Source organism: Streptomyces sp. NPDC023157, from assembly GCF_055560575.1.
Map to the genome: position 1 here is coordinate 1 of NZ_JBVHIL010000007.1, position 14294 is coordinate 14294.

General features: G+C 71.4%; 16 protein-coding genes. 6 read left to right on the top strand and 10 right to left on the bottom strand.

Annotated features, from left to right (window positions below):
• From ACZ3ZE_RS24720 to ACZ3ZE_RS24730, 3 genes are all read left to right on the top strand, one after another.
• Positions 1 to 318, top strand: a 318-nt coding sequence (locus ACZ3ZE_RS24720; protein ID WP_361629426.1) for an acyl-CoA dehydrogenase family protein, incomplete at its 5' end; no start/stop codon positions are given.
• A 28-nt stretch (positions 319 to 346) separates the two neighbouring features.
• A complete protein-coding gene (locus ACZ3ZE_RS24725; RefSeq protein WP_361180231.1) occupies positions 347 to 1132 on the top strand; it encodes an electron transfer flavoprotein subunit beta/FixA family protein in 786 nt (261 codons plus the stop codon).
• Between the two features lie 33 nt (positions 1133 to 1165).
• Positions 1166 to 2122 carry an electron transfer flavoprotein subunit alpha/FixB family protein gene (locus ACZ3ZE_RS24730; protein WP_361180233.1) on the top strand — a complete coding sequence of 319 codons (957 nt, stop codon included), beginning with the start codon at positions 1166 to 1168 and terminating at the stop codon, positions 2120 to 2122.
• 63 nt (positions 2123 to 2185) lie between these two features.
• On the opposite strand, the gene ACZ3ZE_RS24735 is transcribed toward ACZ3ZE_RS24730, so the two are convergent.
• The 6 genes from ACZ3ZE_RS24735 to ACZ3ZE_RS24760 form a co-directional block, all read right to left on the bottom strand.
• On the bottom strand, positions 2186 to 2581 hold the full coding sequence (locus ACZ3ZE_RS24735) for a Zn-ribbon domain-containing OB-fold protein (protein ID WP_467260742.1): 396 nt from the start codon (positions 2579 to 2581) through the stop codon (positions 2186 to 2188).
• A gap of 118 nt (positions 2582 to 2699) precedes the next feature.
• Entirely contained in the window at positions 2700 to 3392 is a 693-nt protein-coding gene (locus tag ACZ3ZE_RS24740) for a TetR/AcrR family transcriptional regulator (RefSeq protein WP_442306024.1), read from the bottom strand.
• Positions 3393 to 3450: 58 nt separating this feature from the next.
• Positions 3451 to 4212 carry an SDR family NAD(P)-dependent oxidoreductase gene (locus tag ACZ3ZE_RS24745; protein WP_361180240.1) on the bottom strand — a complete coding sequence of 254 codons (762 nt, stop codon included), beginning with the start codon at positions 4210 to 4212 and terminating at the stop codon, positions 3451 to 3453.
• A 28-nt stretch (positions 4213 to 4240) separates the two neighbouring features.
• The gene (locus ACZ3ZE_RS24750; protein WP_467260966.1) at positions 4241 to 4726 is read right to left on the bottom strand and encodes a GNAT family N-acetyltransferase; all 486 of its coding nucleotides are present in this window, start codon (positions 4724 to 4726) and stop codon (positions 4241 to 4243) included.
• Between the two features lie 88 nt (positions 4727 to 4814).
• The gene (locus ACZ3ZE_RS24755; RefSeq protein ID WP_442306023.1) at positions 4815 to 5219 is read right to left on the bottom strand and encodes a hypothetical protein; all 405 of its coding nucleotides are present in this window, start codon (positions 5217 to 5219) and stop codon (positions 4815 to 4817) included.
• Positions 5220 to 5325: 106 nt separating this feature from the next.
• Positions 5326 to 6471 carry an acyl-CoA dehydrogenase family protein gene (locus tag ACZ3ZE_RS24760; RefSeq protein WP_361180245.1) on the bottom strand — a complete coding sequence of 382 codons (1146 nt, stop codon included), beginning with the start codon at positions 6469 to 6471 and terminating at the stop codon, positions 5326 to 5328.
• Between the two features lie 128 nt (positions 6472 to 6599).
• Here ACZ3ZE_RS24760 and ACZ3ZE_RS24765 point away from each other — a divergent pair, with 128 nt between their 5' ends.
• The 3 genes from ACZ3ZE_RS24765 (at position 6600) to ACZ3ZE_RS24775 (ending at position 8246) form a co-directional block, all read left to right on the top strand.
• Positions 6600 to 7205 carry a TetR/AcrR family transcriptional regulator gene (locus ACZ3ZE_RS24765; protein ID WP_361180247.1) on the top strand — a complete coding sequence of 202 codons (606 nt, stop codon included), beginning with the start codon at positions 6600 to 6602 and terminating at the stop codon, positions 7203 to 7205.
• A 112-nt stretch (positions 7206 to 7317) separates the two neighbouring features.
• Positions 7318 to 8010, top strand: a complete 693-nt coding sequence (locus ACZ3ZE_RS24770) for a TNT domain-containing protein (RefSeq protein ID WP_361180250.1) — start codon at positions 7318 to 7320, stop codon at positions 8008 to 8010.
• On the top strand, positions 8007 to 8246 hold the full coding sequence (locus tag ACZ3ZE_RS24775) for a hypothetical protein (protein WP_363292844.1): 240 nt from the start codon (positions 8007 to 8009) through the stop codon (positions 8244 to 8246). The genes ACZ3ZE_RS24770 and ACZ3ZE_RS24775 overlap by 4 nt, the downstream gene beginning before the upstream one ends.
• A gap of 179 nt (positions 8247 to 8425) precedes the next feature.
• Here the strand turns inward: ACZ3ZE_RS24775 and ACZ3ZE_RS24780 are convergent, their stop codons facing one another.
• The 4 genes from ACZ3ZE_RS24780 to ACZ3ZE_RS24795 form a co-directional block, all read right to left on the bottom strand.
• Positions 8426 to 9562, bottom strand: coding sequence for an XdhC family protein (locus ACZ3ZE_RS24780; protein ID WP_442306021.1), 1137 nt, complete (start codon positions 9560 to 9562; stop codon positions 8426 to 8428).
• Between the two features lie 44 nt (positions 9563 to 9606).
• Positions 9607 to 11073, bottom strand: coding sequence for an NCS2 family permease (locus ACZ3ZE_RS24785; RefSeq protein ID WP_361177160.1), 1467 nt, complete (start codon positions 11071 to 11073; stop codon positions 9607 to 9609).
• 211 nt (positions 11074 to 11284) lie between these two features.
• Positions 11285 to 13690 (bottom strand): xanthine dehydrogenase subunit D, encoded by a 2406-nt coding sequence (pucD, locus tag ACZ3ZE_RS24790; protein WP_361177158.1) that lies wholly within the window; start codon positions 13688 to 13690, stop codon positions 11285 to 11287.
• A gap of 2 nt (positions 13691 to 13692) precedes the next feature.
• A complete protein-coding gene (locus ACZ3ZE_RS24795) occupies positions 13693 to 14292 on the bottom strand; it encodes a (2Fe-2S)-binding protein (RefSeq protein ID WP_361629414.1) in 600 nt (199 codons plus the stop codon).
• Positions 14293 to 14294: the final 2 nt, after the last annotated feature.

Consider the following 14294-nt stretch of genomic DNA (forward strand, 5'->3'; position numbering starts at 1 on the left):
ATCGCCGACTTCCAGGGCATCCAGTTCATGCTCGCCGACATGGCCATGAAGCTCGAAGCCGCCCGCCAGCTCACCTACGCCGCCGCCGCCAAGTCCGAACGACTCGACGGCGACCTCACCTTCTTCGGCGCCGCCGCCAAGTGCTTCGCCTCCGACGTCGCCATGGAGGTCACCACCGACGCCGTCCAGCTCCTCGGCGGCTACGGCTACACCCGCGACTACCCCGTCGAGCGCATGATGCGCGACGCCAAGATCACCCAGATCTACGAAGGCACCAACCAGGTCCAGCGCATCGTCATGGCCCGCAACCTCCCGTAACCACCCGCCCGTTGAAAGGAGACAGGCCGTGACCCTGAAGATCGCTGTCTGTGTGAAGTACGTTCCCGACGCCACCGGCGACCGCGGTTTCGCCGACGACCTGACCGTCGACCGCGACGAGGTGGACGGGCTGCTCTCGGAGCTCGACGAGTACGCGGTGGAGCAGGCTCTGCGGATCTCCGAGGAGGCCGACGACGCCGAGGTGACCGTGGTCACGGTCGGCCCCGACGACGCCAAGGACGCGCTGCGCAAGGCGCTGTCGATGGGCGCGGACAAGGCCGTGCACGTCAACGACGACTCCATCCACGGCTCGGACGTCATCGGCACCTCCGCGATCCTCGCCAAGGCCCTGGAGAAGACCGGGTTCGACCTGATCGTCTGCGGCATGGCCTCGACCGACGGCACCATGGGCGTGCTGCCCGCGCTGCTCGCCGAGCGCCTGAACCTGCCCCAGGCGACCCTGCTCTCCGAGGTGTCGGTCGAGGACGGGACCGTCAAGGGCCGCCGCGACGGGGACGCCGCCAGCGAGCAGCTGGAGGCCCCGCTGCCGGCCGTCGTCTCGGTCACCGACCAGTCGGGCGAGGCGCGCTACCCCTCCTTCAAGGGGATCATGGCCGCCAAGAAGAAGCCGGTCGAGGAGCTGGACCTGGACGACCTCGGCATCGACGCCGACGAGGTCGGCCTCGCGGGCTCCTGGACGCTGGTCGAGTCGGCGGACGCCCGCCCGGCCCGTACGCAGGGCACGATCGTCACGGACGAGGGCGACGGCGGCAAGCAGCTCGCCGCGTTCCTCGCCACCCAGAAGTTCATCTGACCCACCGTCACCATCCCTCAGGAGCAAGGAATCATGGCTGAGATCCTGGTTCTCGTGGACCACGCCGACGGTGCGGTCCGCAAGCCGGCCCTCGAACTGCTGACCCTGGCCCGCCGCATCGGCGAGCCCACGGCCGTCGTGCTCGGCGCCGGGGAGGCCGCGGCCTCCGTCGCCGCGAAGGCCGGCGAGTACGGCGCGGCGACCGTGTACGTCGTCGACGGCCCCGAGTTCGACGAGCAGCTCGTCGTGCCGAAGGTCGACGCGCTCACCCAGATCGCCCGGGACAAGGGCGTCGCCGCCGTCCTGGTGACCTCCTCCGGCGAGGGCAAGGAGGTCGCGGCGCGCGTGGCGCTGCGTCTGGGCTCGGGCCTGATCACCGACGCGGTGGAGCTGGAGGCCGGCGCCAACGGCCCGGTCGCCACCCAGTCGGTCTTCGCCGCCTCGTACCAGGTGAAGTCGGCCGTCTCGCACGGCGTTCCGGTCATCACCGTCAAGCCGAACTCCGCCGCCCCGGAGGCCGCTCCGGCCGCCGGTACGGTCGAGAACGTCTCCGTCGCCTTCACGGGCAACGCGGCCAGGGTCGTCTCGCGCACCCCGCGGGTCTCCACCGGGCGTCCGGAGCTGACCGAGTCGGCGATCGTGGTCTCCGGCGGCCGCGGTGTCGGCGCGGCCGAGGGCTTCGGCGTCGTGGAGACGCTGGCCGACTCGCTCGGCGCGGCCGTCGGCGCCTCGCGCGCCGCGGTGGACGCGGGCTGGTACCCGCACTCCAACCAGGTGGGCCAGACCGGCAAGCAGGTCTCCCCGCAGCTGTACATCGCGGCGGGCATCTCCGGCGCGATCCAGCACCGGGCCGGCATGCAGACCTCGAAGACGATCGTCGCGGTCAACAAGGACGCCGAGGCGCCGATCTTCGACCTGGTCGACTACGGCGTGGTGGGTGACCTGTTCGAGGTGCTGCCGCAGCTCACGGACGAGATCGGCGCGCGCTGACGCCGAGGTCATAGGAAAGGGGCGGGTGGCACTCTGTGCCACCCGCCCCTTTCGTGATCCCCTTCAGAACCAGCCGTCCAGCGCGACCTCCTCGCAGAGCCGGACGACCGGCCTGCGCCCCGCACCGAGGGTTCCGGGGGCGATCCTGACCCGGACGCCGGGGCGCACGGCGTGCGGCGGCCCGTCGACCCGGCAGCGCACGACGAAGCCCTCGGCCATGTGCACCGGCCAGAGGTCGGCCTCGGCGGCGGTGAAGCCGCGCCGTACCGATATCACGCCTTCCCCGGCGCTGAGTTCGGGGGCGAGGTCGGTCGACCCGCAGGTCGGGCAGAGCAGGCGCTGGAAGGTGGTGGTGTGGCACCAGCGGCAGCGCTGGAAGTGGAGCTCGGGCTCGGCGGCCGGTTCCTCGACGAGGACGGCGGTCCCGCTGCGCAGACCCGTGAATCCGGTGTGGAACACGATGCTTCTCCTAGCACTCGGCGGCTCAACCGTGCATGGAGCAAAGATATGGCACTGAGTGCCAGCAAATAAAGACCTGAGTTCCCTCAATTGACGATACTGAGATCCCCGCGGGTCCCTAGCTCTCCCCGAGACTCGACTCCACCTCGCGCACCACGCGCCACATCGGGGTGGAGCGCTTGGTGATCACCACGACCACGTCGTCGTCGCCCTCGACAGGGGCCGCCACGTCCGGGCTCCAGGTCTCCCGGACGAACTCCAGGGCCCGGTCCACCTCGACCAGCGGGTCGCCCTCGCCGCCCGAGCGCAGCCAGTGGCGCAGCGCGTGGTTGTGCGCGGCGACGACGGCGGCCGCGACCACGTTGGCCCGCAGGGTGCCGTCGCGGCGGTCGGCGAACCGGGTGCGGAGATAGTCGCCGAGGGTCTTCTCGTACCGCCAGACCACCGAAAGCTCATACGTCCGCAGGCCGGTCACCTCACGGGTGAGGCGGTAGCGCTGGACGGAGAAGGTGGGGTTCTCGGCGTACATCCGCATGACGAGCCGGGTGGCCTCGCAGACCCGGACCAGCGGGTCGTCGGCGTCCTCGCTCGCGGCGAGGAACTCGGTCATGTCGGCCAGGCTCTGCTCGTGGTCGGGGAAGACCACGTCCTCCTTGGACGGGAAGTACCGGAAGAAGGACCGCCGGCCCACCCCGGCCGTCTTCACGATGTCGTCGACCGTGGTCTGCTCGTAGCCGCGCTCCAGGAAGAGCTGGAAGGCCGCCGCGACGAGGGAGTCACGCATCGAGGGCTTGGCGGGGTGGGTGCTCATACCCCGAAATTTAGCACTCGGATCCCTCGCACGGCGGCACTTGGTGCCACGGCTGGGGTCAGCGGGCGGCCATGCGCAGGGCGCCGTCCATCCGGATGGTCTCGCCGTTGAGGTAGTCGTGCTCGGCGATCATGGTGACCAGGCGGGCGTACTCCTCGGGGCGGGCGAGCCGCTGGGGGAAGGTGACGCTCGCGGCGAGCCCGGCCCTGATCTCCTCGCTGAAGCCGGCCATCATCGGGGTGTCGACGATGCCGGGGGCGACCGTGACGACCCGGATGCCGTACTGGGCGAGGTCCCGGGCGGCGGTGACCGTCATCCCGGCGACGCCGGCCTTGGAGGCCGCGTACGCGATCTGGCCGACCTGCCCCTCGAAGGCGGCGATGGAGGCGGTGTTGACGACGAGTCCGCGCTGCCCGTTCCCGTCGGGCTCCCGGCGGGCGATGGACTCGGCGGCGAGGCGCAGCACGTTGAAGGTGCCGACCAGGTTGACGTCCAGGACGGTCCGGAAGAGCGCCAGGTCGTGCGGCCCCTTGCGGCCGAGGATCCGCGCCGAGGGGGCGATGCCCGCGCAGTTGACCGCGAGCCGCAGTTCGGCGCCGTCCTCGTCGATCCGCGCGAGCGCCGCCCGGACCTGCTCCTCGTCGGTGACGTCGGCGGCGATCAGGGTGACCCCGTCCACCCCGCCCTCGGCCCCCGCGACGGCCTTGTCGAGGTCGAGGCCGTAGACGGTGGCCCCCTTCGCGGCGAGCGCGGCGGCGGTGGCGGCCCCGAGCCCCGAGGCGGCACCGGTGACGAGTGCGGCGGAACCAGCGATGTCCATGGATCTCCTTGTGTGCGCGTGCGTCTGCTTACAGCGGCCTGCTCATGAAGAGGGCGGTCTCGCCCTCGCTCGCCGTCCCCCGGTAGAGGGTGGTGTCGAGCCCGCAGAGCTCGAAACCCATCCGGCGGTAGGCGCGGACGGCGGGCGCGTTCACGTTCGTCACCTCCAGCCACGCGGTGTGCGCGCCGAGGCGCCGCCCGTGGGCGCAGGCCCGCTCCATCAGGGCCTGTCCGACGCCGGCGCCGCGGTGGGTGGGCGCCACGGCGATGGTGTGGACGACGAGGCGCCGGTTCCACTCCTCCACGCCGACGGCGACGAAGCCGCGCACCAGACCGGCGTCGACGGCGACCTCGACGTGCAGGCCGCCGGAGCCGACGCCGCCGTCGTCCTCCTCCTCGGGGAACACCTTCACGAGCGGCGGGTCGACCGGGGTCTCGCGCAGCGTGAAGCCGTCCGGGCCGGCCAGCACCTCGTACACCCGGTCCGTCGTGAAGGAGTCGTCGACCGCCTCGATCGCCCCCCGGTCGTCAGGCTCCGCCGGCCGGTAGACGAGCGGCGGAGCGGGACGCGGGGTGGGACCCGGGGCGGGACCCGAGGTGGGGCTACTTCCATTCCCAGAGCTTCGCAGTGGCCTTACCGCTTTCTTCCGTCTCGAACTCGAAGACGCCGGCGATCGCGTTGAGCCGGCTGAAGGCCTCGGCGCCGGTCTCGAAGAAGATCGCGCCGCGCCAGTGCACCGTGCCCGCCTCGTCCATGCGGCCGACGCCGGAGCCGTGCCAGGTGATCGTGGCACCGCCCTGCGCCATGATGACGCCCTGGCCCTCCCCGAAGAGCGTGCCCTCGGCGTCCATGGCCGATTCGTACGTACCCAGGTCCTTGATCCCGACGCCCAGCAGCGTGCCGGTCGCCGCGAACGAGGCTTCGAGGATGGGGTGCCCGCCGTCCGTGGACAGCACCCGGATGCCCGTGGTCTGTCCCTGTTCCTCACCGATCAGGTCGCCCAGCATGAGGGGACTCCTCTCCGGTCATGACGGTGGGGGGTCCCCGGACGGAGCCTGGGGAGTCCCCTCTCCCGGACTACGCCCGTCGGGGTGGCCCGGCAACCGGAACGGGTCAGGCCTTCAGCTGGCGGCTGATGACCAGCCGCTGGATCTGGTTGGTGCCCTCGAAGATCTGCATGATCTTGGCCTCGCGCATGTACCGCTCGACCGGGAAGTCCCGGGTGTAGCCGTAGCCGCCGAGCACCTGGACGGCGTCCGTGGTGACCTTCATCGCCGTGTCAGTGGCGATCAGCTTGGCCGCGCTGGCCTGGCGGCTGAAGGGCCGGCCCAGGTCGCGGCGGCGGGCCGCGTCGAGGTAGGTGGCGCGGGCCGCGTCAACGGCGGCGGCCATGTCGGCGAGGAGGAAGCCCAGGCCCTGGTGGTCGACGATCTTGCGTCCGAAGGTGCTGCGCTCGTTGGCGTACGCGACGGCGGCGGACAGCGCGGCCTGGGCGAGGCCGGTGGCGCAGGCGGCGATACCGAGGCGGCCCGAGTCGAGGGCGCTGAACGCGATCTGGAGGCCCTGCCCCTCGTCGCCGATGCGCCGGCCGGCGTCGATGAGGGCGCCGTCCCAGTGGGCGGAGGTGGTGGGAACGGCCTGGAGGCCCATCTTGCGCTCGGGCTTGCCGAAGGTGAGGCCCTCGGTCTCGCCCGGGGCGAGGAAGCAGGAGATGCCGTGGCTGCCCGGCGCGGTGCGGGCGAAGAGGGTGTAGAAGCCGGCCTTGCCGCCGTGGGTGATCCACGCCTTGTTGCCGGTGACGCGGTAGGCCGCACCATCGGTGGTGAGCTCCGCCTTGCAGGAGAGTGCGGCGGCGTCGGAGCCGGCCTGCGGCTCGGAGAGGCTGTAGCCGCCGATGCGGCGCCCTTCGAGCATCTCGGGCAGCCAGCGCTCCTTCTGCTCGGGCGTGCCGAAGGCGTGCAGCGGGTGGCAGGCGAGCGTGTGGACGCTGGTGGCGACGGCGACGGCGGCCCAGCGGGCGGCGAGCTCTTCGAGGACCTGGAGGTACACCTCGTAGGGCTGGCCTCCGCCACCGAACTCCTCGGGGTACGCGAGACCGAGCAGCCCGGCCCCGCCGAGGGTCGCGAACAGGCCTTCCGGGTACGTCTCGGCGGCCTCGTGCTCGTCGACGCGGGGCGCGAGCTCCTTGTCGGCGATCTCCCGCGTGAGGGCGATGAGGTCCGCGGCTTCGGGGGTGGGAAGCAGGCGGTCGACATCCATGGCGACTCCAGTCAGGACGCGAGCAGATCGCGAAACGGTACTGCAAGGGGTACGGCAGTACCGGTGAGAGTAGCGCAGATGGGTGCGGGAGTAACCCCCCGAACGGGTCGACCCGGCATACTGTTCGGGTGATCGAGACCTCCGCCGCCGACGCGCCCAAGCTCACGGGCCGGGGTGCCGCCCGCCGCTCCGAGCTCTTCGAGAAGCTGGTGACGCTGCTCGTCGGCGAGGGGTTCGCCCAGCTGACCCTGGACGATCTCGCGGCCCGGCTGCACTGCTCCAAGCGCACCCTGTACGGACTGGCCGGCAGCAAGGAGCAGCTGGTCCGGGCCGCCGTCGTGCACTTCTTCAGGCGCGCGACCGTGCGCGTCGAGGCGGTGCTGGCCGCCGCGACCGGACCGGCCGAACGCCTGGCCGCCTATCTGCGGGCCGTCTCCGCCGAACTGGCCCCGGTCTCCCCGCGCTTCTTCGACGACGTGGCCGCCTTCGAACCGGCCGCCGAGGTGTACGAGCGCAACACGCGCGCGGCGGCCGGCCGGGTCCAGGAGCTCATCGAGGAGGGCGTGACGGCCGGCGTCTTCCGCGAGGTGCACGTCACCTTCGCCGCCGACGTCATCGCCTCGGTTATGGTCCGCATCCAGCGCCGCCAGGTCGCCACCGCCACCGGCCTCGCCGACGCCGAGGCCTACGACCAGCTGGCGGAACTCCTGCTCAACGGTCTGCGCCGGGGCTAGGCCACACCCCTCGCCGGGAACATGGCCGGTTCCCGCCCGCGTACGGTCACTCTGCGCTGATGATCCACTACCGTGTGGCGCGCAACCCGTCCCTTCCTGAGGAGACCTCCGCGTGGAGCACACCCGTACCGCCCTGAGAATCCGGGCCGTTCTCGCCGCCCTCGGCGTCACCGCCGCCCTCGCCACCGCGCCCGCCGCGGCCGAGCCGGCCCCCGCGCCCGCGCCCCGGGCGAAGGCCGCGCCGCACGAGCCGTGCACCGGCGAGTTCGAGGGCGACAAGCGGCTCGGGCCGAAGTACCTGCCGAAGAAGTGGCAGGAGCCCGTGGGCCCGCTGCTGAGGAACTACCACCGCACCGGCCGGCTCTCCTCCGCCGACTTCCTCAAGAAGTACTGGGAGGGCCCGGCCGACACCGGCAGCTGGAAGTACCCGCCGAACGACGGCTTCGGTGAGGTCAACGGGACCGTCGACAAGGCCCCCGAGCTGCTCCAGGAGGGTGAGCGGCTCGACCGATTCGGCTCCGAGTACGGGGGCTACCTCGCCCCCGCCGGCGACGCCTACGCCAAGCGGGCACTACCCCCGCAGAACCTCAACACCCGGGACGCGGCCTTCGTCTGCGACTACCACCTGTACGAAGTGACGAAGTCGTTCGTGGTCTGGGAGGGCTCCATCGCGCCCTGGTTCGAACAGCCGGGCGGCGGCCGCCAGATCAAGCTGGACGCGGCCTTCCTGAACCCGGGCGAGGGCCAGCGGCTCAACGTCAAGTGGCTGCTCGACAACGGCTATCTGGTACGACTGGCCGCGTGACCGAACGCGCACGGCTCGCGCGGGCACTCCGGGAGGCCGGGGTGCCCGACGAGCTCTACTGGATCGAGGGCGTGCACCAGCCCGTCCCCCCGCCGCCGGACTTCGTCTATCTGCGGGCGGCGCCGGACGGGCCCGGCTGGGAGACCGGCGTGTACGAGCGCGGCGCCCACCACCCGGTCGCCCGCCACGCCACGGAGGCGGAGGCCTGCGCCCACCTCCGTACGCTCGCGCTCTAGGGTCTGTCCGGCGGATCAGGGTCGGGTAGGTCGCGGCGTCTGGTGCGGTGCATCGCAAGGCGCCGGAGCGTCCTGATAGCGGAGCTATCGGGGCGTTTCGGCAACGCGGCGAGGTGCCGTGCCAGGCGCCGCGGCCCCGGCCATGATCCGCCGGACAGACCCTAGGCTCGCGCTCCCGGTCAGGCCACGGAGCCGAGCCGGCCGGCCGCTTCCAAAGGGCCGTCGTGGTGGATGGGGGTGTGCGCGCCGGTGAGCGCGGCGCCGGTGCCGCCGCGGCGGTTGGCGACGATCTCGGCGCCGATGGACAGGGCGGTCTCCTCCGGCGTACGGGCGCCGAGGTCGAGGCCGATCGGGGAGCGCAGCCTGGCGAGTTCGAGTTCGGTGACGCCGACCTCGCGCAGGCGCTTGTTGCGGTCCTCGTGGGTGCGGCGGGAGCCCATGGCGCCCACGTAGGCGACGGGCAGCTTGAGCGCGGCCTGGAGGAGGGGGACGTCGAACTTGGCGTCGTGGGTGAGGACGCACAGGACGGTGCGGGTGTCGACGTCGGTGGTGGCGAGGTAGCGGTGGGGCCAGGCGACGACGATCTCGTCGGCCTCGGGGAAGCGCGCCTCGGTGGCGAAGACCGGGCGGGCGTCGCAGACGGTGACGTGGTAGCCGAGGAACTTGCCGATCCGGACCAGCGCGGCGGCGAAGTCGATGGCGCCGAAGACGATCATGCGCGGGGCGGGGACGGAGGACTCCACGAGGAGGGTCAGCGGCTGTCCGCAGCGGCTGCCGTCCTCGCCTATCTCCACGGTCCCGGTGCGGCCCGCGTCCAGCATCGCGCGGGCCTCGGCGGCGGCCGTGCGGTCGAGCTCGGGATGGCCGCCGAGCACACCCTCGTACGAGCCGTCGGGGTGGACCAGGAGCGCCCGGCCCCTCAGGTCGTCGGGTCCTTCGACGATCCGGGCGAGGGCGGCCGCCTCACCGGAGACGGCGGCCGCGAGCGCGGCGGGGTAGACCCCGCCGTGGACCGGGGTGACGAGGATGTCGATGATCCCGCCGCAGGTCAGACCGACGGCGAAGGCGTCCTCGTCGCTGTAGCCGAAGCGCTCGACGACCGTGCGGCCGTCCTCCAGCGCCTGCTGGCACAGCTCGTAGACGGCGCCCTCCACACATCCGCCGGAGACCGATCCGATCGCCGTGCCGTCGCTGTCGACGGCGAGTGCGGCGCCCGGTTGCCGGGGCGCGCTCCCGCCGACCGCCACCACGGTGGCGACGGCGAACTCGCGTCCCTGCTCGACCCACCGGTGCAGCTCTTCGGCGATGTCCAGCATCTCGAACTCCTCGGATTGTTGTGTGGAGGGCGACGTTACGGGCGTCAGCCGACGCCCAGCCAACTCTCGATCGGGTGGATCGCGAAGTAGATGACGAAGACGGCCGTCAGCGCCCACATGAAGCCGCCGACCTCCCTCGCCTTGCCCTGCGCGCTCTTGATGACCGCGTAGGAGATGACGCCGGCCGCGACACCGGTGGTGATGGTGTACGTGAAGGGCATCAGGACCACGGTGAGGAACACCGGGATCGCGACGGAGCGGTCGCTCCAGTCGACGTGCTTGGCGTTCTGCATCATCATCGAGCCGATGACGACCAGGGCCGCGGCGGCGACCTCCTGCGGGACGATCGCGGTGAGCGGCGTGAAGAACAGGCACAGGGCGAAGAACGCGCCGGTGACCACGGAGGCCAGGCCGGTACGGGCGCCCTCGCCGACGCCGGTGGCGGACTCGACGAAGACCGTCTGGCCCGAGGCGCCGCCCGCTCCGCCGAGGATGCCGCCGGCGCCGTCGATGAACAGCGCCTTGGACAGGCCCGGCATGCGGCCCTTGTCGTCGGCCAGCTTGGCCTCGGTGCCGACGCCCAGGATGGTCGCCATGGCGTCGAAGAAGCCGGCCAGCACCAGGGTGAAGACGATCATGGTGATGGTGATGTACCCGACGTCGCCCCAGCCGCTGAAGGACACGTTCCCGATGAGCGAGAAGTCCGGGGCGGAGACGGCGCTGCCGTGCAGCTCGGGGGCGCCGGAGAACCAGGCCTTGGCCGGGATGTCGGCGACCGCGTTGAGGACGGCGGCGACGCCCGTGCCGGCGATGATGCCGATGAGGATGGCGCCGGGGATGTTGCGGGACTGCAGGGCGAAGATCAGCAGCAGGGTGAAGGCGAAGATCAGGACGGGCCAGCCTTCGAGCTCACCGGCCGGGCCGAGGGTCACGGGACCGCCGCCGGGGGCCGGGTTCTCGTGGACGAAGCCGGCCTTCACGAAGCCGATGATCGCGATGAAGAGACCGATGCCGATGGTGATGGCGTGCTTGAGCGCGAGGGGTATCGCGTTCATGATCATCTCGCGGAGGCCGGTGACCACCAGGAGACAGATCACCGCACCGTACGCGACCGACATGCCCATGGCCTGCGGCCAGGTCATGACCGGCACGACCTGCGAGGCCATCACGCCGGAGACGCTGAGGCCCGCGGCGAGGGCGAGCGGGACCTTGCCCCAGAAGCCCATCAGGAGAGTGGTCGCCGCCGCGCAGAGCGCGGTGGCGGTGATCAGCGCGGGCTGGCTGAGGACGTTTCCGTCGACATCCTTGCCGCCGAGGATCAGGGGGTTGAGCAGGAGAATGTACGCCATCGCCATGAAGGTGGTGACGCCGCCGCGGATCTCCGTCGCGACGGTGGATCCTCTCTCCGAGATGTGAAAGTACCGGTCGAGCCAAGACCTGCCGGCGGGGTTGCGCGAGCCGTTGCCCGCGTCCTCCGCCGTGGTCCTGGGCTCCACTGACGACTGGGTCATGGGGCCTACTCCCAAGGTTCAAAGGGGCACCCGCATCAGACTTCGAAGGTGTTCTGATCTGTGAAGCTGCGGGATTTGGGAAATCAAGTGGGCTGCACGACCCGGGGGACGGCCCGAGACGAACGGGTGTTACCGAGTACCGCGGTTCCCCGGACGGTGCGGGCGGGGGAAGTGTGACGTTCCTGGGAGGCACGCACCGTCCGGAGAGGTCCTACAGGGTGCCGGTGAGCGCCTCGGGGCGGACCGGCGTCTTGTTGAGCTCCAGGCCCGTCGCGTTCCGGATCGCCGCGAGGACGGCCGGGGTGGACGACAGGGTCGGGGCCTCGCCGAGTCCCCGCAGGCCGTACGGCGCGTTGGGGTCGGCCAGTTCGAGGACGTCGACCGGGATGGTCGGCGTGTCGAGGATCGTGGGGATCAGGTAGTCCGTGAAGGAGGGGTTGCGCACCTTCGCGGTCTTCGGGTCCACGATGATCTCTTCCATCACCGCGACGCCCAGGCCCTGGGTGGTGCCACCCTGGATCTGGCCGACGACGGAGAGCATGTTGAGCGCCTTGCCGACGTCCTGGGCGGTGGCGAGCTCGATGACCTTGACGAGGCCGAGCTCGGTGTCCACCTCCACCACCGCGCGGTGCGCGGCGAAGGTGTACTGGACGTGGCCGTCGCCCTGGCCGGTGACCAGGTCGAACGGCACGGTCGCACGGTGCCGGAACTCGAGTTCGAGGTCGATCGGCTCCTCGCCCTCCAGGATGTCCGCGAGGGTCGCGAGCACCTCGCCGCCGTCGGTGACGACCTTGCCGCCCTCCAGGAGCAGCTCGGCGGTCGCCCAGGCGGGGTGGTAGGAGCCGTTCTTGCGGCGGCCGATCTCCAGGACCTTCTCGCGGACGGCCTCGCAGGTGTTCTTCACCGCGCCACCGGTCATGTACGTCTGCCGGGAGGCGGACGTCGAACCGGCGGAACCGACCTGGGTGTCGGCCGGGTGGATGGTCACCTGCGTGACGCCGAGCTCCGTACGGGCGATCTGGGCGTGCACGGTGACACCGCCCTGGCCGACCTCGGCCATGGCCGTGTGGACCATCGCGACGGGTTCGCCGTTGATGACCTGGAGCACCACGCGGGCGGTCGAGTAGTCGTCGAAGCCCTCGGAGAAGCCGACGTTCTTGATGCCGACGGCGTAGCCGACGCCGCGGACGACGCCCTCGCCGTGCGTGGTGTTGGACAGGCCGCCGGGCAGCGCGCGGACGTCCGCGCCCTCGCCCGCGGTCTCCCACTGGCGCTCCATCGGCAGCGGCCGGGCCTTGACCCGGCGCAGCAGCTCGGCGACCGGGGCCGGCGAGTCCACGACCTGGCCGGTCGGCATGAGCGTGCCCTGCTCCATGGCGTTGATCTGGCGGAACTCGACCGGGTCCATGCCCAGCTTGGCCGCCAGCTTGTCCATCTGCGCCTCGTACGCGAAGCACGCCTGGACCGCGCCGAAGCCGCGCATGGCGCCGCAGGGCGGGTTGTTGGTGTAGAGGGCGACCGCCTCGATCTCGACGTCGTCGACCACGTACGGGCCGGCGCCGAGCGAGGAGGCGTTGCCGACGACGGCCGGGGAGGCCGAGGCGTAGGCACCGCCGTCGAGGACGATCCGGGCCTTCAGGTGGGTGAGCTTGCCGTCCTTGGTGGCGCCGTGCTCGTAGTGCAGCTTCGCCGGGTGGCGGTGCACGTGCCCGAAGAAGGACTCGAAGCGGTTGTAGACGATCTTGACCGGCTTGCCGGTGCGCAGCGCCAGCAGGCAGGCGTGGATCTGCATCGAGATGTCCTCGCGGCCGCCGAAGGCACCGCCGACGCCGGAGAGCGTCATGCGGACCTTCTCCTCGGGCAGGCCGAGGACGGGGGCGATCTGCTTGAGGTCCGAGTGCAGCCACTGGGTGGCGACGTAGAGGTCGACGCCGCCGTCCTCGGAGGGCACGGCCAGGCCGGACTCCGGGCCGAGGAAGGCCTGGTCCTGCATGCCGAAGACGTACTCGCCCTCGACGATCACGTCGGCCCGCTTGCGGGCCTCCGCCACGTCGCCGCGGATGATCGGCTGGCGGTGCACGATGTTCGGGTGCGGGACGTGGCCGGAGTGGTGGTCGTCGCGGCCCTCGTGGATCAGCGGCGCGTCGGGAGCGAGCGCGGAGGCCTCGTCGGTGACGACGGGCAGCTCCCGGTACTCGATCCTGATCTTGGCGGCGGCGCGGCGGGCGGTCTCCGGGTGGTCGGCGGCGACCAGCGCCACCGGCTCGCCGTGGTGCCGTACCTTGCCGTGGGCCAGGACGGGGGTGTCCTGGATCTCCAGGCCGTAGTGCTTCATCTCGGCCGGCAGGTCGTCGTAGGTCAGCACGGCGTAGACGCCGGACATCGCGACGGCCTCGGAGATGTCGATGGAGACGATCTCGGCGTGGGCGACGGTGGAGCGCAGGGTCTGGCCCCACAGCATGTCCTCGTGCCACATGTCCGAGGAGTAGGCGAACTCGCCGGTCACCTTGAGGGTGCCGTCGGGGCGGAGCGTGGACTCGCCGATGCCGCCCTTGGTGTGGTTCTGCGTGACGTTCGTCGGCGTGCCCGCCGGAACGGTGCGCGTGTTCTGCGCCATGGTCAGACCGCCTCTCCCTGACGGGCGGCCGCCAGGCGGACCGCGTCGAGGATCTTCTCGTAGCCCGTGCAGCGGCAGAGGTTGCCGGACAGGGCCTCGCGGATGTCCTGGTCGGACGGGTCGCCCTGGCGCTCCAGGAGCTCGTCGGCCGCGATCAGCAGGCCCGGGGTGCAGAATCCGCACTGGACGGCGCCGGCGTCGATGAACGCCTGCTGGATCGGGGAGAGCTCCACGCCCTCGCCGGTCTGCGAGTCCTGGCCCGGGCGCGCCTGCCACTTCTTGGCCTCGTCGAGCGAGGTGCCGCAGGCTCCGGAGGCGCAGCCCCCGTGCTCGGCCCCGTGCTCGGCGCGCTCCTTGGCGAACTCGGCGAGACCCTCGACGGTGACGACCTCGCGGCCCTCGACCTGGCCGGCGGCGACGAGGCAGGAACAGACCGGCACGCCGTCCAGGCGGACCGTGCAGGAACCGCACTCGCCCTGCTCGCAGGCGTTCTTGGAGCCGGGCAGGCCCATCCGCTCACGCAGCACGTAGAGGAGGGACTCGCCCTCCCAGACGTCGTCGGCTTCCTGCGGACGTCCGTTGACCGTGAAATTGACGCGCATGG